Source organism: Microcoleus sp. (genome assembly GCF_049646505.1).
In the GTDB taxonomy this organism is placed as follows: Bacteria; Cyanobacteriota; Cyanobacteriia; order Cyanobacteriales; family Microcoleaceae; genus Microcoleus.
In genome coordinates this window covers 1-21,671 of the sequence record NZ_JBARVX010000383.1, presented here as the reverse complement: position 1 = coordinate 21,671, position 21,671 = coordinate 1, and the positions used below count along the sequence as shown (strand labels likewise).

The 21,671-nt window shown below is 43.9% G+C and carries 16 protein-coding genes and 1 pseudogene; 5 read left to right on the top strand and 12 right to left on the bottom strand.

All coding sequences use genetic code 11. The annotated features are described in order from the left end of the window. The 4 genes and pseudogenes from WBA89_RS19170 to WBA89_RS19155 form a co-directional block, all read right to left on the bottom strand. Positions 1–238: pseudogene (locus WBA89_RS19170) on the bottom strand (RNA-guided endonuclease TnpB family protein); the annotation flags it as partial. Between the two features lie 84 nt (positions 239–322). Next, on the bottom strand, positions 323–568 hold the full coding sequence (locus WBA89_RS19165) for a DUF5615 family PIN-like protein (RefSeq protein ID WP_424408791.1): 246 nt from the start codon (positions 566–568) through the stop codon (positions 323–325). Then, positions 565–795, bottom strand: coding sequence for a DUF433 domain-containing protein (locus WBA89_RS19160; RefSeq protein WP_193972510.1), 231 nt, complete (start codon positions 793–795; stop codon positions 565–567). The genes WBA89_RS19165 and WBA89_RS19160 overlap by 4 nt, the downstream gene beginning before the upstream one ends. 290 nt (positions 796–1,085) lie before the next feature. After that, positions 1,086–4,019: an ATP-dependent Clp protease ATP-binding subunit gene (locus WBA89_RS19155; protein WP_424408790.1), complete on the bottom strand. Its 2,934-nt coding sequence runs from the start codon at positions 4,017–4,019 to the stop codon at positions 1,086–1,088. A 384-nt stretch (positions 4,020–4,403) separates the two neighbouring features. Here WBA89_RS19155 and WBA89_RS19150 point away from each other — a divergent pair, with 384 nt between their 5' ends. Both WBA89_RS19150 and WBA89_RS19145 read left to right on the top strand, forming a co-directional pair. After that, positions 4,404–5,819, top strand: a complete 1,416-nt coding sequence (locus tag WBA89_RS19150; protein ID WP_424408789.1) for an MBOAT family O-acyltransferase — start codon at positions 4,404–4,406, stop codon at positions 5,817–5,819. Between the two features lie 436 nt (positions 5,820–6,255). Beyond that, positions 6,256–7,242, top strand: a complete 987-nt coding sequence (locus tag WBA89_RS19145; protein ID WP_424408788.1) for a DUF459 domain-containing protein — start codon at positions 6,256–6,258, stop codon at positions 7,240–7,242. Between the two features lie 234 nt (positions 7,243–7,476). On the opposite strand, the gene gloA is transcribed toward WBA89_RS19145, so the two are convergent. From gloA to WBA89_RS19125, 4 genes are all read right to left on the bottom strand, one after another. Then, complete coding sequence (gloA, locus tag WBA89_RS19140) at positions 7,477–7,905, bottom strand: lactoylglutathione lyase (RefSeq protein WP_424408787.1); 429 nt, start codon at positions 7,903–7,905, stop codon at positions 7,477–7,479. Between the two features lie 110 nt (positions 7,906–8,015). After that, positions 8,016–8,525 (bottom strand): cupredoxin domain-containing protein, encoded by a 510-nt coding sequence (locus WBA89_RS19135; protein ID WP_424408786.1) that lies wholly within the window; start codon positions 8,523–8,525, stop codon positions 8,016–8,018. A gap of 19 nt (positions 8,526–8,544) precedes the next feature. Continuing rightward, complete coding sequence (locus WBA89_RS19130) at positions 8,545–10,797, bottom strand: heavy metal translocating P-type ATPase (protein ID WP_424408785.1); 2,253 nt, start codon at positions 10,795–10,797, stop codon at positions 8,545–8,547. 214 nt (positions 10,798–11,011) lie between these two features. Then, on the bottom strand, positions 11,012–11,206 hold the full coding sequence (locus tag WBA89_RS19125; RefSeq protein ID WP_424408784.1) for a heavy-metal-associated domain-containing protein: 195 nt from the start codon (positions 11,204–11,206) through the stop codon (positions 11,012–11,014). Between the two features lie 246 nt (positions 11,207–11,452). Between WBA89_RS19125 and WBA89_RS19120 the strand changes: the two genes are divergently transcribed. After that, complete coding sequence (locus WBA89_RS19120) at positions 11,453–12,157, top strand: DUF305 domain-containing protein (RefSeq protein WP_424408783.1); 705 nt, start codon at positions 11,453–11,455, stop codon at positions 12,155–12,157. Positions 12,158–12,449: 292 nt separating this feature from the next. Further along, complete coding sequence (locus WBA89_RS19115; RefSeq protein ID WP_424408782.1) at positions 12,450–14,369, top strand: efflux RND transporter periplasmic adaptor subunit; 1,920 nt, start codon at positions 12,450–12,452, stop codon at positions 14,367–14,369. A gap of 41 nt (positions 14,370–14,410) precedes the next feature. Here WBA89_RS19115 and WBA89_RS19110 read toward each other — a convergent pair whose 3' ends face one another. The 3 genes from WBA89_RS19110 to WBA89_RS19100 are packed head-to-tail and all read right to left on the bottom strand — an operon-like array spanning position 14,411 to position 15,974. After that, positions 14,411–14,947, bottom strand: a complete 537-nt coding sequence (locus WBA89_RS19110; protein WP_424408781.1) for a hypothetical protein — start codon at positions 14,945–14,947, stop codon at positions 14,411–14,413. Then, positions 14,944–15,237 carry a hypothetical protein gene (locus tag WBA89_RS19105; RefSeq protein ID WP_424408780.1) on the bottom strand — a complete coding sequence of 98 codons (294 nt, stop codon included), beginning with the start codon at positions 15,235–15,237 and terminating at the stop codon, positions 14,944–14,946. The genes WBA89_RS19110 and WBA89_RS19105 overlap by 4 nt, the downstream gene beginning before the upstream one ends. After that, the gene (locus WBA89_RS19100; protein WP_424408779.1) at positions 15,237–15,974 is read right to left on the bottom strand and encodes a TIGR04255 family protein; all 738 of its coding nucleotides are present in this window, start codon (positions 15,972–15,974) and stop codon (positions 15,237–15,239) included. Before WBA89_RS19100 ends, WBA89_RS19105 begins: the two co-directional genes overlap by 1 nt. Before the next feature lie 310 nt (positions 15,975–16,284). Here WBA89_RS19100 and WBA89_RS19095 point away from each other — a divergent pair, with 310 nt between their 5' ends. Beyond that, positions 16,285–19,383 (top strand): efflux RND transporter permease subunit, encoded by a 3,099-nt coding sequence (locus WBA89_RS19095; protein ID WP_424408778.1) that lies wholly within the window; start codon positions 16,285–16,287, stop codon positions 19,381–19,383. Between the two features lie 284 nt (positions 19,384–19,667). On the opposite strand, the gene htpG is transcribed toward WBA89_RS19095, so the two are convergent. Continuing rightward, positions 19,668–21,656, bottom strand: coding sequence for a molecular chaperone HtpG (gene htpG / locus WBA89_RS19090; protein ID WP_424408777.1), 1,989 nt, complete (start codon positions 21,654–21,656; stop codon positions 19,668–19,670). Positions 21,657–21,671: the final 15 nt, after the last annotated feature.

Sequence of the window (21,671 nt, the reverse complement as noted above, 5' to 3'; positions counted from 1 at the left end):
TGTCTAATATCATTAATATTTGTTGACTTACCTTGGCTGGTAATTCCTTGTATGCTTGATGATATTTCATCAAACGATTCATTTCGTTGTAATTAATATAACCCCATCCATAGACAAAACTTTGACGAATAACGTAGTTAGCCGCGTTGTATAAATTTTTGGATTTAAAGGCTAACTCGTCAATTTCAACAAAACGATTCTCTGTGGATTTAATGATGTGTCTCTCTGCTAGTTGCATTTAGACTCTCCATTTTTTAACGTTCGCAATAATTCTGGCTTGTTGACTATATGATACTACCATTGCTTACTACTGCTTACAAACTTAATGAAGTTTTATAATACGTACTTGAATGACACTGGGAGCATCAGCTTGGGTTGCGGCCAGCAGTGCGCCAAAATCTAAATCATGAGTGAATACGGCATAGTCATTTACTCGCGCCCATTCCATAATAACACGATCTGTGGCACGAGGATCGCCGACTGTAGACCAATGAAGAGACTCTATTCCGTATTTAGTAAATACGATAGTCCATTCAGGTGACAGATTCATATCAATCAAAATTTTCACGCTATTTTGAGAGGAATTTCTACTTCTTCAACTCGCCAGGCTGCATAAGCAAGCGCTTCATATATATCTGCTTCTTCCAGGTAGGGATAGGCCTGCAAAATGCTTGACGGTGAGTGTCCCGATGCCATCAGTCCGACTATCGTGCCAACAGTGACTCGCAAGCCGCGAATGCAGGGTTTTCCTCCCATTACTTCTGGATTCAGAGTGATTCTAGTTAGTTGTTTCATAATTTTAAACTACCAGGCTTTCTGGGAAACAAGAAGATTTATTTTTGGTGGAACAGGCCAGAAAGCGATTGGTGTCAACTTAAGCCATAAAACTTTTGTATCTCTCGTTTATAGCCTAGGCCAGATCCCCCTAAATCCCCCTTAAAAAGGGGGACTTTGAGAAGACTCTTGTCCCCTCCTTAAGAAGGGGGGTGCCAGGGAGATCGAGGCTTAATCGCCAAACAGCAGTCTCTCAGCAACTTTGACGTTAAGTTGACACCAATAGCCAGAAAGCCTGTTCCTAAGTCCAGCTACAAACTGTTACCTACTAGGGAGGGGATAGAGTCTTTTTTGCGAAACTGCAAACTGTTATTTTTGCAGTCGATCGCAATTGTATCTCCTTCGACAAACGCATTTTCCAGAATTTTGTTAGCCAGCGGGTTTTCCAACTCCCGCTGGATGGCGCGTTTCAAGGGACGAGCGCCGTAAACTGGGTCGTAACCGACATCTGTGATGTGGTTTTTCGCCGCATCTGACAGTTCCAAAGTAATTTTTTGCTCCGCCAACAAACGCTCGATCCGCTTGACTTGAATGGTGACGATTTGCCGCAGTTCCGTCTTGCTCAAAGTGTGGAACAAAATTGTCTCGTCAACCCGCTGAAGAAATTCGGGCCGGAAGTGCGATCGCAAAGCTGCCATCACCCGTTTTAACATTTGTTCGTACTCTTGGTCAGTCTCCCGTTCTTGAGACAATAAATCTTCATTTTCAGTTGGGTCTTTTTCGATCTTGTCTGATGTATCAACTTGCGAAGCTGATATTTCGACAGTACCGTCAGCATCAACTTTATAATCTGTCTTTTGACTTGACAAATCTTTTGTAGCCTGCTTGCGATTTCCCGATTTTTTGGCGGTTTTTTCCTTCTTGGCAAACACGTCTAAAATGTGATCGCTGCCGATATTGCTAGTCATCACAATTACGGTATTTTTAAAGTCAATCACTCGACCTTGAGAATCGGTAATTCTCCCGTCATCCAACACTTGCAGCAAAATGTTAAATATATCAGGGTGCGCCTTTTCCACTTCGTCAAACAGCACCACCGAATAAGGGCGTCTCCGCACTGCTTCGGAAAGTTGTCCCCCTTCATCGTAACCGACATATCCGGGGGGAGCTCCTACCAACCGGGAGACGTTTTGCTTCTCCATGTATTCCGACATATCGATGCGGACGATCGCATCATCGCTGTCAAACAAAAACTCAGCCAAGGCCCGCGCCAACTCAGTTTTTCCCACGCCTGTGGGGCCCATAAACAAGAAAGAGCCGATCGGTCTACCGGGATCTTTCATACCAGCTCGCGCCCGCCGGATCGCCGCAGCAACCGCCGTTACAGCCTCCTCTTGACCGATGACTTTTTTGTGCAAATGGCTTTCCAATTGCAGCAATTTTTGGCGTTCCGACTCTAACAATCGGTTGACCGGAATTCCCGTCCATTTCGCCACAATTTCGGCAATGTCACCCTCAGTAACTTTTTCCCGCAGCAGCGAAGAACCTTGAGCTTGCTGTTTCAAAAGTTCGGCTTCCTTGGCTTCGCGATCGCGCACCGCCGTCTCAAGTTTACCGTATTTCAACTGCGCGGCTTTATTCAAATCGTAAGCTCTTTCTGCTTGCTCAATTTGCACTCGCAGTTGGTCTTCTTCTGCTTTCAATTTATTGATTGCATCCAATAACTGCTTTTCACCCAGCCACTGAGAAGACAATTTTTCCTGCTTGACTTTTAAGATGTCAATCTCTGTTTTGATGCGTTCGATCCGGGGGCTGATGGTGGGGCTGGGAGAACCTTTTCCCTCGCCTTCGATCGACAATTTTTCCATTTCCAACTGCATCACCCGGCGGTCGATCCCTTCCAGTTCCACGGGTTTAGAGGTAATTTCCATTTTCAAATGGGCGGCCGCTTCATCTACGAGGTCGATCGCCTTATCCGGCAAAAAGCGATCGGAAATATACCGAAAAGACAGAGTTGCAGCAGCAACCAGCGCCGAATCGGTAATTTTTACCCCGTGGTGGCGTTCGTAGCGGTCTTTCAATCCGCGCAAAATTGAAACAGTATCTTCCACAGTCGGTTCGCCGACAAATACTTGTTGAAAGCGGCGTTCCAGTGCCGGATCTTTTTCAATATTTTTGCGGAATTCATCGAGAGTTGTAGCGCCGATGCAGCGCAATTCGCCTCTGGCCAACATCGGTTTCAACAAATTTCCAGCATCCATTCCCGAACCGGAACTGCCGCCGCCGCCAGTTCCAACAACGGTGTGCAATTCGTCAATAAATAGGACAATTTGCCCGTCGGAATCGATAACTTCTCGCAGGACAGATCGCAATCTTTCTTCAAATTCGCCTCGGAATTTTGCCCCAGCAATTAAACTGCCCATGTCGAGGCTGAATAGCTGGCGGTTTTTCAAAGATTCGGGCACGTCGCCGTTAACAATTCTCTGCGCTAAACCTTCGGCGATCGCAGTTTTTCCGACTCCGGGATCGCCAATTAATACTGGGTTGTTTTTTTGACGGCGCGAAAGAACTTGGACGACGCGGCGAATTTCTTCGTCGCGGCCGATGACTGGATCGAGTTTTCCTGCTTTGGCGGCTTCGGTCAAATCTCGGCCGTATTTGCTGAGGGCGTCGGAATTGGCTTCGCTATCTCCTTGGGCTTTAGCGCTGCGGAGGGTGGCTTTCCCCGTTTCGGAACTTTTTTCTGAGACTTTAGCGGCGGCGCGGACTGATTTGATTGCTTCTTCGAGTTTTGGTCGATCGATCGTCCCTGGGGCCGGTTTGCGATCGTAACCGGGGCGACCGGGGGGCCCATCGCCCCTAGTCAGCAATCGCCTACCAACTCGTTCATCTTCTACTAAGCCAATTAATAAATGTTCAATGGCGATAAAATTATCTTGCCAAGCCTGTTTGGCAGACTCAGCAGCATCTAACATCACGTCTAAGCCGCGACCGAGGTATAGTTGGTCAGCGTTGGTAACTTTGGGCTGTCGTTTGGCAAAAGCTTCTAACTGTTGCGCTAAGCGGGTCACATCTACTCCAGCTTGGCTGAGAATGCTGTTTCCCAAGCCAAGCTGTTCACAAATGGCGATCGCTAAATGTTCAACCTCTAGCTGCTGATTGGCAAAGCGGCGGGCTACATCCTGGGATTTGACAATCGCTTCCCAGGCTTCATCGGTAAATTTGCTAGGGTCTGTTGGCTGCACGTTGCTTCCTCGCAATCAAGGGGATTCCTGTGGTTATCCGTTAATATATCGTCTCACAACCATCATAATCTTTAAACAGGATTGTGAATCTATGAGTGCGGTTAATTCTGCTGAAGTTGCAAAATAATTGAGCTTTTGCAAAAGCTTGCAGCCCGCAATCTAGGGAGATTTTTTGTACTCTGCAGCCTCCGCGCGCGATCGAACTTATGAAAATACAGTAGTTCTCCATTCTCTCCACTACTCCAGAGACTCGCCATTCCCCTAAGTTCGTAGTGAGGATTTTAGTCCTTCATGAATGCAGAATAAAGTCCTCAATAAGAACCTTTTTATTGGTGTATTTAACATTTATAGATTGCCCTAACGTTGTTTAATATTCTGAGATGTATGCTATTTCCAACTTACCAATTCCTAGTATTTTTTCTCATTATTTTTAGCATAATTATATCCTTGAAGTCCCAAGTCGGTTTATATAAAATCGTCTTGCTAATTTCCAGTTTATTATTTTATTCATTTTGGAGTTTAGACTTTCTATTACTCCTAGTTTTAGGTACTGCCTACAATTATATCATTCTCCGGGCTGTCTGCAACGGAAAATACAAAAAACTTGCTTTAATTTCCGGCATAATTTTCAACACAGCCAACCTCGGCATCTTTAAATATTGCAACTTCTTTGTAACATCCTTGTTTGAGGTACTCAACCAACTACAAATTCCCGCCAGCATTCAAATGTTGCAAATAATCGCCCCAGTCGGCGTATCCTTCTACACATTTAGAATGATTTCCCATTTAATCGACTGCTACCAAAAGAAAATCCCCTGTCCGAAATTTGTAGACTACGCCACCTACATTACCTACTTTCCCCAAATTGCCTCCGGGCCAATATCGCGGCCTCGCGAATTTTACACCCAGCTAAACTCACCCAAAAAATACGACTATCAAATCGAAGAAGTCATAGTTTTAATTTTGTCTGGACTCTTCAAAAAATATACTTTATCGAGCTTTTTATTTAACTTCACCCAACTCCCATTCACAGTTCCCCAGCAATACAGCAGCATCGATTTAATCCTCGCGGCAATTTCCTATTCATGTTTAATTTACGTAGATTTTAGCGGCTACTCGGACTTAGCTAACGGCATCTCCTGTTTGCTAGGTTTCAAACCCATTGCCAACTTTAATATGCCATACCGATCGCTCAGCTTGCAAGAATTCTGGAAAAGGTGGCACATCAGTCTTTCCGAGTGGCTGAGAGATTACGTTTACTTTCCCTTGGGCGGCAATAAATACGGGAAGTTAAGGAAGTACGTAAATTTACTGATGACAATGGCGATCGGCGGATTTTGGCACGGCGCAGGTTTAAACTTTATTGTCTGGGGAACAATTCACGGTTTAGGATTGATTGTCAACCATTTATGCAAAGATATTCCCCAAGCTATCCACTTCAAATTAGACTATTCCTTTCCCCGACTTGCTAAATTTTGCAGTTGGCTGCTAACATTTAGCTTTGTGACTTGTAGCTGGGTATTTTTCGGCACGCCCAACTGGGAAACTGCAATGATTTTTTTTCAGGGAATTCTGAATTTTTCCGCTGCAACTTTTGTATTTAACTTTTGGCAATTGTATTTAGTAATTGCCGTAATTGGCGCGATCAACTTTTGGGGCGAGATAATTTCCCAACTCTTGCAAAAACTATTTTCCTTAAAAAATATTTTCTTGAGAGTTGTCTTAGTTTCGCTGTTCGTGTATGCTATCTTGATGTTGGGCCCAAGTACCGTCCCGCCTTTTATTTACTTTAATTTCTAAAAAAGCAAATAAATCCACCTAATTAAACGTAAAATAGGGATCGCTAAAAAGATTCCTGTATATGTCTTCTTCCTTCTGCCTTCTTCCTTCTTTTACCCTGAGCGAAGCCGAAGGGCTTTCTTCCTGATGATGTTGGACGTTCGATCGGGTGGCGACAGCACTAATAACTAATAACTAATGACTAATGACTAATGATATCGTTTCCGCTTGCATCGGAATGATTTAACCACAGAGTACGCAGAGTACACAGAGGGAGAGAATATATATCTGAATCATTCCGATGCTAACCGATTTGATATGACTAATAACTAACAACTAATAACCAATAACTAATGACTAATGACTAATGACTAATGACTAATGACTAATGACTGCTTCCTTCTTCCTTCTTCCCTCTTCCTTCTTCCTTCTTCCTTCTTCCTTCTTCCTTCTTCCTATGAAAGATCGAGAAATTTTACTGATAGTTATTTCTGTAATTCTCACCTTAATATTTTCCAACTTATCCTTATTTCTCAAAAGCTTTGCTTCAACTCCTTTCGCAACTCCCGAAATCAAACAAGCAGCGCGCCAAATAGAAATAGACAGTTTCAGGAAATCAGAACAAGATTTTTGGAGCAAAATCAAAGATATCAATTTCGATAGCATCCCCAAAAAAGCAGAAACTTCTCCAGTCCAAACCGCCACAAAATCCGCACCTCCTCCCCCAAAACCTGCAAAAAAACCAACTCCAGCCAAACCCAAACTAACCGTACCTTATCGCAAATTTTTATTTATTGGAGATTCCGTAATGTTCGACTTAGGAATTCAACTCCAGTACACTCTTAAGAACAAATACAACATCGCTGATACAAAACTTGACTACAAAGTATCCAGCGGATTAAATCGGATAGATTATTATGACTGGTATGCCAGAACCAACAAAATTATCCAGGATTACCGCCCAGATGTAGTGATAATTTTGTTTGGAGGAAATGACACTCAAGATATCATTGATTCTCAAGGAAAATATCGGGCAATTCTGACCCCAGAATGGCAAAAAGCTTATCAAGAAAGAGTAGACAAATATGCCAAGTTGCTTGGCTCTTCCTCCGCGAGAAAAGTGTATTGGATTGGTCAATCTAACTCGAATAAATCGGCGTATATCAAAGCTTTTCCTGTCATGAACAATATTTATAAAAATGCTAAAAAAGCTTCTCCCAAAATTGAATTTATTTCTACTTGGGAAACCTTTGCACAATCGGGAAAATTTGTGCCGGTAGTTGCTGACAAATCGGGGAAGCGAGGCTATGTAAAAATTAGTGACGGCGTGCATTTTACCTCCCACGGATCTAAGATTATCAGCGACGTAATCGTTGACAAAATGGCCGCCGACAAAATATTAAAATCTCCCCAACCTCCCAAATCTCCCAAAAAGAAACCCTAAATTTCAGCTTGCTAACGGTGCAGGGGCGCGGCATTGTTAATACCAAATCCGGGTTTTGGATACCCTCGATCAACCAGTCGGCGCAGGCCGACTTTGTTTGTGTAGACGCGGTTTCAACCGCCGAGCGAGTAAAGGAGGTATATTACCCGGATTTGCTATCACTAGGGTGCGCCAGAAGTAGAGTTAGAAACTAACTCCAAAAGTTGGTTTCCGGGCACCCTAAAAAGAGAGTTTCTAGGATGCGTTTGTTGCAGCTATTTTCTGACTGCTGCTGCTTTGATTTTTTAGTTGGATTAATTCAACTTTATATCCATCTGGATCTTCCACAAAAGCAATAACAGTTGAGCCGTGTTTCATCGGCCCGGGTTCGCGGCTGACTTTACCGCCGCGGGCTTTAATTTGTTCGCAAGTAGCGTAAATGTCGTCAACGCCGATCGCAATATGACCGTAAGCATCTCCTAAATTGTACTCTGTTACGCCCCAGTTGTAGGTTAATTCCAAAACCGTAGTGTCTGATTCGTCGCCGTAGCCCACAAAAGCCAGGGTAAATTTGCCATCTGGATAGTCTTTTTGCCGCAGCAGTTTCATGCCCAACACTTCCGTGTAGAATTTGAGAGATTCTTCCAGGTTGGCGACTCGGAGCATCGTGTGTAGTAATTGCATTTAGCTCACTCCAAATTTTTTAAGCTTTCATCTATTTTAGCGATTTCTTGCCGAAAAAACTCGCGCCTCAACCGTCGCAATTGCCGCAGGTTGACAACTGTCTATTTGATTTACTTTTGTACTTCCACCACACCCCGAAACATATTCATGCCGCAAGTAAATAGGTATCGTCCGGGTTTTTCAGGGGTGAATTCAATAGCTGTCACCTGATTGAGAGGTAATTCTCGCACAATATGAAAATCTGGCAACAACACTTTTTCAAGACAACTATTCGGGTCACGCCTCAAGAAATTTAGCCGGACTAATTGACCGGATTTCACAACTACACTAGCAGGCTCGTAACCCCCATCTACAGTAATAGTCAATTCTTGTATTCCCTGAATAGATTCAGCTTGCTGACCTTTTGCTTTACTGAACAAAAACCACCACAACTCCAAACCAATTAATGTCAAACCACCGAGGGTGACACCAACTTTTAAACCTAGCGGCTGTTCGATGCTGCGAAATTGAGTGGTTGAATTAGAAGCAGCGACGGGTTCGGCAGCTTGAACTCCCGATGCCATTCCGATCGCAATTCCTAAACTCGCGAGAGTTCCCCACATTTGACGGCGGTGCAACATTTGTCTAATTACTCCTAATTTATGCTAGAGACTTTGGTTGGAAATTTCGCAAGCGCAAAGCATTAGTAAGTACGGAAACTGAACTAAAAGCCATTGCAGCACCGGCGATAATTGGACTTAGCAGCCAGCCCAAAATCGGGTAGAGAACGCCCGCTGCGATCGGGATTCCAGCGATGTTGTAAATAAAGGCAAAAAACAGATTTTCGCGGATGTTCCGCATGGTGGCGCGCGAAAGTTGAATTGCTGTAACTATGCCTTGCAAGTCTCCCGAAATTAAGGTAATGTCGCTGGCGGCGATCGCCACATCTGTGCCGGTACCGATCGCAATTCCCACATCTGAAGCGGCCAAAGCCGGTGCATCGTTGATCCCGTCTCCCACCATCGCGACAATTTTCCCTTCCCCTTGCAGGGCTTGGATTTTAGCTGCTTTTTGGTCGGGTCTAACTTCGGCAAAAACGCGAGTAATACCAACGGATCTGGCGATCGACTCCGCAGTCGATCGATTGTCCCCAGTCAGCATCACCACCTCCAAACCGAGTTTTTGCAGCGCTTTCACCGCCTGCGCTGACGACGGTTTGAGGGCATCAGCAATGCCCAGAATTGCCTCAATTTTGCCCTCTACAGCCATCCAAACCACCGTTTTGCTCGAAACTTCCAAAGCTCTCGCGCGCAGTTCCAGATATTCAGTATCGCAGCCTAGTTCCTGCATCCATCTGAGGGTTCCCAGGGCGATCGGCTTTCCGCCGACAACCCCTCGCACACCGCTACCCGCGACGGCCTCAAACTCCTTAACATCCGTCAAATTCACCTCTTGAGATTGAGCGTATCTAACAACAGCTTCCCCCACAGGATGCTCCGAATTTCGCTCGACAGACGCAGCCAATTGCAGCAACTTTAACTCATTGCTGTTTTCCGTGCCTTTAACAGTCACAAAATCAGTTACAGTCGGCTTTCCTTCCGTGAGAGTCCCTGTTTTATCTAACACAATAACTTGAATTTTTTGCGCTAATTCTAAACTATCGGCTCCTTTAATTAAAATCCCGTTTTCCGCACCTTTACCAGTTCCCACCATCACAGCAGTCGGAGTCGCCAAACCCAAAGCACAAGGACAAGCAATAATCAGTACCTCCACCATTGTAATTGTTGCTAAAGTGGTGTTACCCGTCGCGTTAAACCAGATAATAAAAGTAGCTAAAGCGACGGCAATTACTGCCGGAACAAACCAACCAGTCACCTCGTCTGCCAACTTTTGAATAGGTGCTTTTGACCCCTGGGCATCCTGCACCATCTTGACAATTTGAGCTAAAAAGGTATCCTTACCAATCTTAGTAGTGCGAAACTTAAAGCTGCCCGTTTTGTTAATTGTCGAGCCGATAACTTCGTCACCAACCTGCTTTTTGACAGCCAAACTTTCCCCCGTTACCATTGCTTCATCTATTGTTGAAGAGCCTTCAATCACCTCTCCGTCTACGGGAACTTGCTCGCCGGGCCGCACCTGCACGATGTCGCCAATTTCCACTTGGGCGATCGGCACTTCCAACTCTTCCCCGTTGCGAACAATCCGAGCCGTTTTCGCTTGCAAACCCATAAGTTTCCGAATAGCCTCAGAAGTCTCCCCCTTCGCCCGATTTTCTAAGGTTTTCCCCAACAAAATTAAAGCGACAACGCTGGCGGCAACTTCGTAATAAACGCTAGGAGTCAAACCTTGGGCGGTAAAGAAACCGGGGAAAAATGTCACAAATACCGAATAAAAGTAGGCAGCACTCGTACCCAAAGCAATCAGGGTATCCATTGTCGCCACACGCCGTTTTAGGGATTTCCAAGCGCCCACATAAAACGATTTTCCGCACCAAAACTGTACCGGAGATGTCAGCACTAATTGCAGCCAAAAATTGTGCAGCCATGCGGGAATAAACGGCAGGTGCAAGCCAGTCATAGCTGGAATACCGCCCACAAATAGCAGGATGCTGATGATACCGGCTGTCCAGAGTTTTCGCTGCAAGTTTTGAGACTCAGATTTGCGATCGGCTTTTTCTGCATCATCCTCCGTAGCCATTTCTTGAATTGGCAAAGCTTCGTATCCCGCAGCATCAACAGCCGATTGAATTGTTGCTAAGTTGGTTTGCTTAGAGTCGTATTGGATAGCTGCTTGTTCCATTCCAAAATTGACACTGCACTCAATTACGCCGGGAACAGACTGAATTGCTTGTTCGATAGAGGAAGCACAAGAAGCACAACTCATGCCCCGCAATTTAAGTGTAAGATTGTCCATAGGGTACTCCTAAACTAAATAAGAGCGCAGGTTGCCAAGGTATTTAGTAATTGGGATGACCGAGTTTCCCAATTACTGAGGAGAATTGCGCTCGAAATGAGTGGTGCGATTGCTGGATGCTGCGGTTATAGTTGTCAGCATTTCACCCTAATGTGAAATTAGGATGAAATCGCTGTATTCCTAAAGTTAGAAACTGCTGGCGTTGACCTTAACATTAATCGACTGGATAGCCAGCAGATGCGATCGCATCCCTAACATCACTTTCCGATTTAGCGGTTTGAACAGTGACCAATTTTGTCTTGAGATCCGCCTCAACAGTGGCATCTGAATCCACTGTTTGGACTGCTTTGGTGATTGTATTCGCACAAGCAGAACAAGCCATCTTGGGAACTTTTAATTGTAAAATCATAATTTGAACCTCAGCAGAAACTACTCTGCTCAATCAATGAATTAACTTCATTATAAAGTCTCCAGTTAACAGGAGAGTCAAGGGGAATTCTGAACTAAATCTTAAATTTCACCACAATTCATGTTTAATTTCACCTAAAGCACAGCAATAATTCTTTACAAGTCCGACTCAAAAATTTCATCCTAATTTCATGTAAATGTGAAAACATCAAGATAAGTGGTAGTTTTAACGATCTAACTAAAGTCTATGAAATCAATCTCATTAAAAACAGGCTTTGCAGCGCTGACATTGACCGCAGCCGCCCTAACCAGCGGAGCGATCGCAGGTTGTTCAAAAGCTGTCAAAACCGAAAATCCAACCCCAAATATTACCGCAGCAACTGAAACTAGCAGCCAGCAAAACGCGGCACAAAGCCACAATATGAGTGGCATGAATCACAATATGTCAATGGATTTAGGCCCGGCTGATGCCGACTACGATTTGCGATTTATTGATAGCATGAAAGTACACCATCAAGGTGCTGTAAACATGGCTAAAGAGGTACTGGAAAAATCCAAACGCCCGGAAATGAAAAAACTAGCAAATAACATGATTGCCGATCAAAACCGCGAAATCAATCAAATGAAAGAGTGGCGAACAAATTGGTACCCCAAAGCCAGCAGTACGCCAATGGCTTATCAAGCTCAAATGGGTCACATGATGGCAATGACTCCCGAACAGATGCAAAGTATGATGATGAGCATGGATTTAGGCGCTGCTGACGACCAATTTGATTTGCGTTTTCTCAATGCAATGATTCCCCACCACGAAGGAGCTTTGGTGATGGCTGAAGATGCCTTGAAGAAATCAAAACGCCCGGAAATGAAGAAATTATCTCAAGAAATTATTACTTCCCAAAAGCAAGAAATTCAGCAAATGAAAGAGTGGCGCAAAGCTTGGTACAAACAGTAGTAACTGGTTGGATTCATTAATCCCAAAATCTGTAGGGGCGGGTTCACAAACAATACCGGCTAATAATCGACAATCTCAAAAACCCGCCCCCACCCAACGATAAATCACGTACTGGTGGGATTAATTAATCGCAAAATCTGTAGGGGCGGGTTTATAAAGATTATTTTTGGGAATTACATATTGTTAGCGAACCCGCCCCCTACAGAAACAATGTTTATTTAACCTATTTCATCCTGATTTCATATTTATCTGCAAAAGTGATATATGAGTTCAGATTCGCCCCTACTCAATTATGCCCCCAATAAAGCTCTGCCGAATTTCTGGGTTAATTATCAGCCTTGCATTCTTCACATCTCCCGCGGCTGTTTTCGCCCACGCGGGACACGGAAATGAATTTAACCAAAGCGGCGAAACCTCTCAAGTTCCTGCTGCTATTTCTGTCGATGCCGTCACAGCAAAACGGTTAGGAATTAAAGTCTCCCCAGCGGTTCGCCAGCGACTAGATATCGGCATCAAAACTACGGGACAAATTGAAACTTTGCCCAACCAAAAGGTAGAAGTAACTGCTCCGGTTGCTGGTAAAGTGGTAGAGTTGCTAGTTAAGCCTGGGGACAAAGTATCAAAAAATCAACCGGTTGCTGTTTTGTCTAGTTCAGAATTAGGACAGTTGCGGGTTGAATCTCTCTCGAAACGAGCGGAAGCTGAGGCGGATTTGCAGCAAGCGCAAGGCGATTTGAAACTAGCTACAGAAAATTACGATCGCCAAATTCAAATATCCGCAGCGGAAATCGCCCAAGCCAAAACTCAACTAACAGCAGCAACTCAGCAGTACCAGCGAGAGCAAGAATTAGTAAATAAGCGTTCAGTTGTCAAAGTTGCTAAAGAAAATTATCAGCGTCAAGTTGAAATAGCGCAAGCAGAAATAGCCCAAGCTGAAACAGAATTAACTGTTGCGAAAGAACAGTTCGATCGCGACAAAGAATTAGTGGCCGCAGGGGCGATCGCGCGGCGGACAATGCTGGAATCGCAAGCCCACTTCGCCCAAGCCAAAGCGGCTGTTGCTAAGGCAAAAAGCCGTCCCGAAGTTATCAAAGCGGAAACCGAAATTAAACAAGCGGAAGTAGACCTGCCAATGCGGGAATTGCGCGATTCTCAAGGCAGAGTTGCTGAAGCAAAAGCTTTATTCACCAAGGCTCATAGCCGCCGGGAAGTGTTGGAAGCCGAGAACCAAGTCAAACGCGCAAAAACTGCCGTGGAAGTCGCTCAGTCGCGGATTCGCTTGGCTGATGCAGCCTATCAAGCGCGGCTCCTACAATTAGGAACTATTGCCAATGACAAAGGATTTGTTACTATTATCGCTCCGATTTCTGGCACGGTAGCCGATCGCGAAATCACCCCAGGAGAGTCCGTAAGCGCTGAAAAACCGTTGATGAGCATCTTAAATGACAGTCGCGTTTTTGCCACAGCCAACATTTACGAAAAAGACCTGAATCAGGTAAAACAGGGCCAGGAAGTCAGGGTGAAAGTTGCTAGTTTGGGCGATCGCACTTTCAAGGGAAAAATCACCTTAATTGGCTCATCCGTGCAAGGAGAAACGCGGGTAGTGCCCGTGAAAGCAGAACTAGATAATAGTCAGGGCGAATTAAAGCCGGGACAGTTTGCGGAATTGGAGATTTTAACCGACAAAACCGCCACAAATATTTTAGCAATTCCGATCGCAGCGGTAGTAGATGTTAACGGTAAAAAAACAGTTTACGTTAAAAATGGCGATGCTTATCAAGCGGTTGACATTGAACTCGGTCAAACAGCCGGAGATTTAGTAGAAATTAAAAGCGGTTTGTTTGAGGGAGATTTGATAGTAACGCAGCGCGCGCCTCAACTTTACGCACAATCTTTGCGGGGCGGCAGTAATCCCTCAAAAACTGAGGAAAAGAAAGAGGCAACTCCCAAAGCAACAGAGGTTAATTTTAATAATTTACCCGTGCCGTTGTGGGCGGGAGTTGGGGGAGGAATTGCGATCGCATCTCTGACTTTTGCAGCCGGAGTATTTTGGGGAAATCGGCGCAAATTCCCAGTAATAGCAGCGGATTCTAAAAACAATGGTTTTTCCATCTCCTCCGCAGCACTAAATGCGAGTACAGTAGATGAATTGCCGCATGATGACAACCACCGCGTTAAAAGTCAGGAGGCAGAAGTCAAGATTTCAAAGTAAAATTTTTGTTTAATCGAGCACTTATAACTACATGAAATAACTTAAAAAGGCGGAATAGCAGATGGTAAACCAACTCGCATAAATAAACGTGCAAATGCCTGAGAAAAGTGTTCTAGGTAGGGAGATTTTAACCGCCAGCGATCGTTTAAATTACTAGCGTGTTTCAACACATATTCATAAGGCAAGGTTTGGATATCTCTAAAATCTACAACCAGTGCTTCTTTATTATTATCTGGGTTCGTTGGTGATGCCAGCAGGTGCAAACCTTCTATTCTCCCTCTTAAAACTTCATTCCATTTTCCTTTTTTCTTAAATGCTTCGTTGTTTTCCTCAAATTCTGAAATACGGTAAATTGCACACAGCACTACCTGATCTACTTTTTTATTGTCCAAATCGCAGCTTTGGGTTAGAATAATTAAATCTACTTCATTAATTTCTATTTGTACGTCTTGAATTTCACTATTTTTGCCAAAACTTGTTGGGTCAAATACTGGTCTTGGTACGAGACACCCAGGCAGGTAATCACCTTGCCTGAGAGTGGATTCATTTATCTGCACCCAGAAAGGCTCTACGATCATTCTTCATCGAAAATATACGGCAGAGGTTTTTTACGCCCTTTGAACTGAGCACGCATGATTACTCGTTCCGATCGCTTTGGTGGTACTGGATTGTAGTCTATTTCGCCAAAGCTTTCTAGAGTTTGTAAGTATTGTTTTACAACTGTTAAATTCTGCAATAATTGATCGGTTAGTGCTGCAATTTCTCGTCCTTCAGGACTTTGTAATTGAGCTGTGGCTTTTGGCTTTAACACCAGCAATCTTGGTGACAATAAAACGCCATTAGGGCGTAGGGGGGTAATTGTAGCCATTAGTTAATCAACTCCCTTGTGCGTTCTGTAATACAAGCTTCAAAAGCTCTGTTTTTTTGTTCGTGCATTTGTTCTAAAATCTGCCAAAGCTCTATTTCATCAGAAGAAATATCTCCTTCCAGAAATAGTTCTAAATCCAATATTATAGAAACAAAATCAGGTGTGGGAGGTGGAACTATTGCTTGATTGATCGCAAGCATTGTTCCCAAGTGTTCTTGTGGAATTTGTAGCTGCATAAAGTAGCCACTTAATCCTTGCGGCAAGTCAGGAGAAACTTCCGGAAATGTCCTCAAATACTCTTTGATATCGCCAATCGGCAAAGGAATATCTAGCCTGTTAATATACCTGAGTGCTAAACGAACAATTGCTTCTGGATATGTCAGTGACTGATAGATATTCCACAGTCGCTTTGCTTCATCCCGAAAATTTTCCCAACAGTCGTAAGGGGCAAGCCAACTGAATGCGAAAGCATCTAAACGCAGTTGAAGAATCTGTTTTGGGTCGTCACCGGAGGCTCTATAGCCAATAGGAGACTGGCTTGCTGTTGCCCCAACACTAGCACCTGCCATCATTTGTCCCTGAAAAAGTAACACTTCTTCACACTGAGGATACTCAGCCTGAATGCTTGAGTACACCTGCGCCAAATTGTCAAGTTTAACTCCTGGTGGAAGTTTAACTTGTATATCAATTAAGGCTTCGGTGATTGGGGCGTGCGAGTAGTGTTTTGGTGCTTGCATAATAACTATTGTAAGCTGCTTTGTCAAAAAGAGCAACACTGGTTATATCATTTAAGATTTGAGATTTTAGATGACTTATTAATCAAGGTGGGAAGTCAAAATATTTCATCCTAATTTCATTTTATGGTGTCAATATAAATTGAATGGCTATTTAACCGTCAACTGTCAACTGTCAACTATTTAAATGTTCAGCACAATTCTCAGATGGGTAATTAACCGCCGCTGGCTATCAGAAGTCAAGAGTTTGAAGCGAAAAATTGCTTCTTAACTGAGGCAAAACTTTAAGAATTATAAATTAATTGTCTAAAAAATGCTTAATTCAATCCTCAGATGGTCGATCGCTCAACGTTGGCTAGTTGTAATCGGTGCAATTCTAGTTACTTTTTTGGGTAGTTATAATTTAACTAAAATGCCCCTTGATGTTTTTCCTAATTTTGCCCCGCCTCAAGTAGAAATTCAAACCGAAGCCCCTGGATTAGCCCCTGAAGAAGTAGAGTCTTTAATTACTTTACCAATTGAGAGCGCAGTCAATGGAACTCCGGGGGTAGAAACTGTGCGCTCCTCTTCGGCGGTAGGCATTTCAGTTGTCAAAGTAATTTTCAAAGCCGATACAAATATTTATCAAGCGAGACAATTCGTTGCTGAACGTTTACAGCAAACGCGATCGAAGTTGCCTCAAGGTATTGAAGAACCACAAATATCTCCTATTTCTTCTCCAATAGGCACAATTTTAATGTATGCCTTTACCATAAAAGCCGAAGGAAATCAGCCCAAAACTGATTTAATGGAAGTGCGAAGATTAGTCGATCGAAATGTTACCAACCGATTACTGGCGGTGCAGGGAATATCACAGGTGATTGCCTATGGAGGCGATGTCAGAGAGTATCAGGTTTTAGTAGATCCAGTCAAATTAACTGCATTGAATATCTCTTTAGAAGAGGTGACAAAAGCAGCAGAACAATCAAATACTAATGCCTCTGGGGGATTTTTGATTACACCCGATCGCGAAGAAATCATTCGCGGCGTAGGTCGGATTGAAACCATTCAAGAATTGGCAGAATCAGTAGTAATATCTAGAAATGGAAAACCCATCAAACTGCGCGATGTGGCAGAGGTAAAGTTAGGAGCAGCACTAGCTAGAGGAGATGGTAGTGTCAACGGTCAAAGGGGAGTCATTTTACTGGTAAACAAGCAGCCTCAAATCGATACTCCAACTGTAACCAGAGCAGTTGAAAAAGCAATGGAGGAAGTGCAGGCAGGATTGCCGAAGGATGTGCAAGTAGAAGTGACTTTTCGCCAAGAAAATTTTATTGATTCGGCAATTGAAAATGTGCGAAATTCCCTGCGAGATGGAATCATAATTGTTTCAATAATCATGCTGATGTTTTTGATGAATTGGCGCACAACTGTCATCACTCTCAGCGCAATTCCCTTGTCCGTTTTGATCGGAATGTTAATTTTATCCTGGTTTGGAGAAGGCATAAATACTATGACTTTGGGCGGATTGGCAGTAGCGATTGGTTCAGTTGTGGATGACTCAATTGTGGATATGGAAAACTGCTATCGGGGATTGCAAAAAAATCAAATAGATGGTAAGCCTAAAAACGATTTTGAAATTGTTTACAGCACTTCGGTAGAGGTTCGCACCAGTGTAATTTTCTCTACAGTAATCATTGCGATCGTATTTGCGCCAATTTTCTCTTTGACCGGAATAGAAGGACGGATATTTACCCCAATGGGTGTGGCTTACTTAGTTTCTATTCTGGCCTCTACTTTTGTCGCAATGACTCTTTCCCCTGCTCTTTGCGCTATCTTATTAGCAAATCGTCAATTGCCGTCGGATGAGACTTGGGTTTCGGCATTAAGCCAACGGCTTTATCGTCCAGTTTTGAATATGGCAATTAATCGTCCTAAATTAATCTTGTTGCCGGCGATAGCTGCTTTTATTGCTTCATTAATTGTGCTTCCCTCACTAGGAAGAGTATTTTTACCAGAATTTCAAGAGCGGTCTTTAGTTAATACAATGTTACTTTATCCTGGGAGTTCTCTGTCTGCTACTAATGATATGGGACTTTCAATGCAGAATGCTCTCAAAGACGATCCTCGATTTACTGCTGTACAATTGCGATCGGGACGTGCGCCCGGTGATGCTGATGCCGCTGGGGTAAATCTAGGACATTTGGATGTAGAACTCAGCGATATTGGTATTAAGAATCGAGAAGAAAGTATTGCTAAAATTAGAGAGGAATTTAATAAATTACCCGGTGTGGCTACTAGCGTGGGAGGCTTTATTTCCCATCGCATGGATGAAGTGCTTTCAGGAGTGAGAAGTGCGATCGCTGTGAAAGTTTTTGGCCCTGATTTGACAGAATTAAGAGCTATTGGGAAGGAAGTAGAAACAGCCATGAGTCAGGTGAAAGGTATTGTTGATTTGCAGTTAGAACAACAAATTCCTATTCGTCAGTTACAGATTAAATTCGATCGCGCTTTGGCTGCACGTTACGGACTTAGCATTGGAAGTCTTACAGAAACTATAGAAACTGCCTTGAATGGAAAAGTTGTATCTCAAGTCCTCAAAGAACAGCAGTTATTCGATTTGTTGGTGTGGTTGAAACCGGAAAATCGCAGTAATATTGATACTATCCGCAACTTATTAGTTGATACTCCTTCGGGACAGAAGATCCCATTAGGACAAGTCGCAAAAATTGAATACGGCACTGGCCCTAATACCATCAACCGCGAAAATGTTTCTCGTTTCTTGGTTGTGGCTGCGAATGTTTCAGGACGAGATTTACGTTCAGTTGTTAATGAAATTAAGACGAAAGTACAACAGCAGGTAATCTTGCCTTCAGGTTATTTTATTCAGTACGGCGGACAATTTGAATCGGAAGAACGGGCGACTCAAAATATACTGATATTTGGTAGTTTAGGAATAGTAATTATTGCAGTGCTGATGTATTTTGCCGTTAAATCTTTTGCGAGTGTAATCATGATTACGATCAACTTACCCCTGGCATTAGTAGGAGGAATTTTCTCGATTGCGATCGGTGGTGGCATTATTTCTGTAGCTTCACTTGTGGGTTTTATCACTTTATTTGGAGTAGCGGTTCGTAACGGTTTGCTTTTGGTGGATAATTTCAATCAAAAAGCAAGCAAGGGAATGCCTTTCAAGGAAATAATTAAAGAAGGTGCGATGGAAAGATTGGTAGCAATTTTGATGACAGCTTTTACCTCGGCTTTAGGCATGGTTCCCCTGGTAGTTGGTACAGGCGCGGGCAAGGAAATTTTGCAACCTCTGGCAGTTGTGGTGTTGGGTGGGTTGTTTACTTCTACGGCCTTGACGTTACTGGTTCTGCCAGCTTTGTATTCAATGTTTGGGAAGTTTTTATTTAATAAAACGAGTTTATGATTCGGCGGTTGAAACCGCGTCTAAACAAACAAAGTCGGCCTGCGCCGACTGGTTTATAAATTGGATGAGTAACCCGGATTTGGGCTCGTATCATATCGTTTGCGCTTGCATCGGAATGATTTAACCACAGAGAACACAGAGTACACAGAGTCCGAGAATATATATCTGAATCATTCCGATGAAGAGAGGATTTGATATCATGTCCGATCGATCGCGGGTAATCGATCGGACACGATATCACCTCTAGCGGGCCCGGCACAGAATCAAACAGCCCTAGCGGTTAATTAGACCGCACGTTCTGTCAATTTTGTCAAGACGTTGTTCGATCGCTCCACAAAATCTTTCATCCCTTCAGCATCGAAACCCTTCTGGGCCATCAAAGCCAAGTCATAAACGTGGTGACAAATCATACTCGCCAACTGCGCCGAGGGAGACTCGCCGCCACTTTGAATAATCGCACCCTGACTCAAATTCGCCAGATTTTGAATCAGCGGGTGAGACGTATTCACCAGCAAAACGTGTTCTTCGGGGAATTCCGCTGCTTGCTGCTGCAACAGCGCCGTCATATCCCGCATCCGGCGCAAAGCTTCCGGTAAAAGGACGATCGCAGGTGGCGCACCCTCAGTAGAGTCAGACTTCAAAGCTTCGGTGCGGATGTTCACTTTCGGCTTGTTGAGAGCATTTTGGAACATTTCTTTAACTTGTTCGCTGCGAGTTTTATTCGTCGCCGGATCGACGATTTCCGCTTCTTTTTCTTTGTCAATTAGCGTGTCGTCGATGTCAGAATCAACCCGCGAGAATTTAACATCCGAATATTCTCGTTCCAAGAAACTGATAAAGTGCGTGTCGATGAAAGAATCCATAAACAGCACTTCCAAACCTTGGCTTTTGTGCAGGGCGACGTAAGTTGCTTGAGACGCAGGTTCCGTACAGTAAAACACGCGATTTTCGTGGCGTTTTTGATTGCGTTCCAAATACTCTTTCAGCGTGGTGTAAGGCTGCGTCGAACCGGAACTGTCCGATTTCGGAGTTACATCTTGCCACAAATCTCCTTCCTCGGTTTGCACCTGCACTTCTGGGGTTGCAGTTTCTGGTTTTTCCGATGTTGGCTCGTAGGTGCTGCGGTAGATTAAAATATCTTCGATTTGCTTTTTGAACTTGTCATCGTTGAGGGCTCCGAACTTGACAAAAGTGCCGATATCTTGCCAGCAGCGGATGTACTCATCGCGATCGTCCCGATAAAGTTCCTTGAGGCGGTCGCCCACTTTTTTCGCAATATAATCAGCGATTTTCCGTACAGTGCGGTTGCTTTGCAAAGAACTCCGAGAAACATTCAGCGGAATGTCGGTACTGTCAATCACGCCCCGCAGCGGCATCAAGAATTTCGGGATAATTTCTTCGCAGTGATCGCTGACAAAAACCTGATTGCAGAATAGCTTGATATTGCCTTGGGTAACATCGACATCCGGCCGCAGTTTCGGAAAGAAGAGAATCCCGTTAACAATAAAAGGATAATCTGTATTCAGGTGTACCCACAGCAGCGGTTCCTCTTGGAACGGGTAAAGATAGCGGTAGAGTTCCAAATAATCTTGTTTCTGCAAGTTGCTGGCTGATTCCCGCCAGATTGCTTTGTGTTTGTTGAGTTCCTCTCCCTCAAATTTGATCGGAACTGGCATGAAATCGCAGTAGGTTTTGACTAACTGCTTGACCCGGCTGGCTTCTACATATTCGAGTTCTTCATCCTGAAGTGTCAGAGTAATTGTAGTGCCGCGTTCTGTGCGGGTGGATTCTGATAGTTCAAAAGCGGGGGAACCGTCGCAAGACCAGTGTACTGCTTGGGAACCTTCTTTGTAGGAAAGAGTGTCAATGTCTACTTTCTGCGCGACCATGAAAGAAGAGTAGAAACCGAGTCCGAAGTGACCGATAATTGCATCGTCGCCGCTGCCTTGGTATTTCTGAATGAATTCTTCGGCGCTGGAGAAAGCGACTTGGTTGATGTATTTTTTTACCTCGTCGGCGGTCATGCCGATGCCGTTATCGGAAATTGAGAGGGTTTTGTTTTCTTTGTCGATCGCAATGTTGATTTGTGGTTCGCTAATGTCGCCGCTGTATTCGCCCGTTCGAGAAACCATTTTGAGTTTGGCAATGGCATCGACGGCGTTAGAAATTAGTTCCCGCAAGAAGACTTCGTGGTCTGTGTATAGCGACTTCTTGATAATCGGGAAAATATTCTCGGTATGGATAGAGATTGTTCCCTGTTCTAAAACTGTCATACTTCTTCGCTAGGT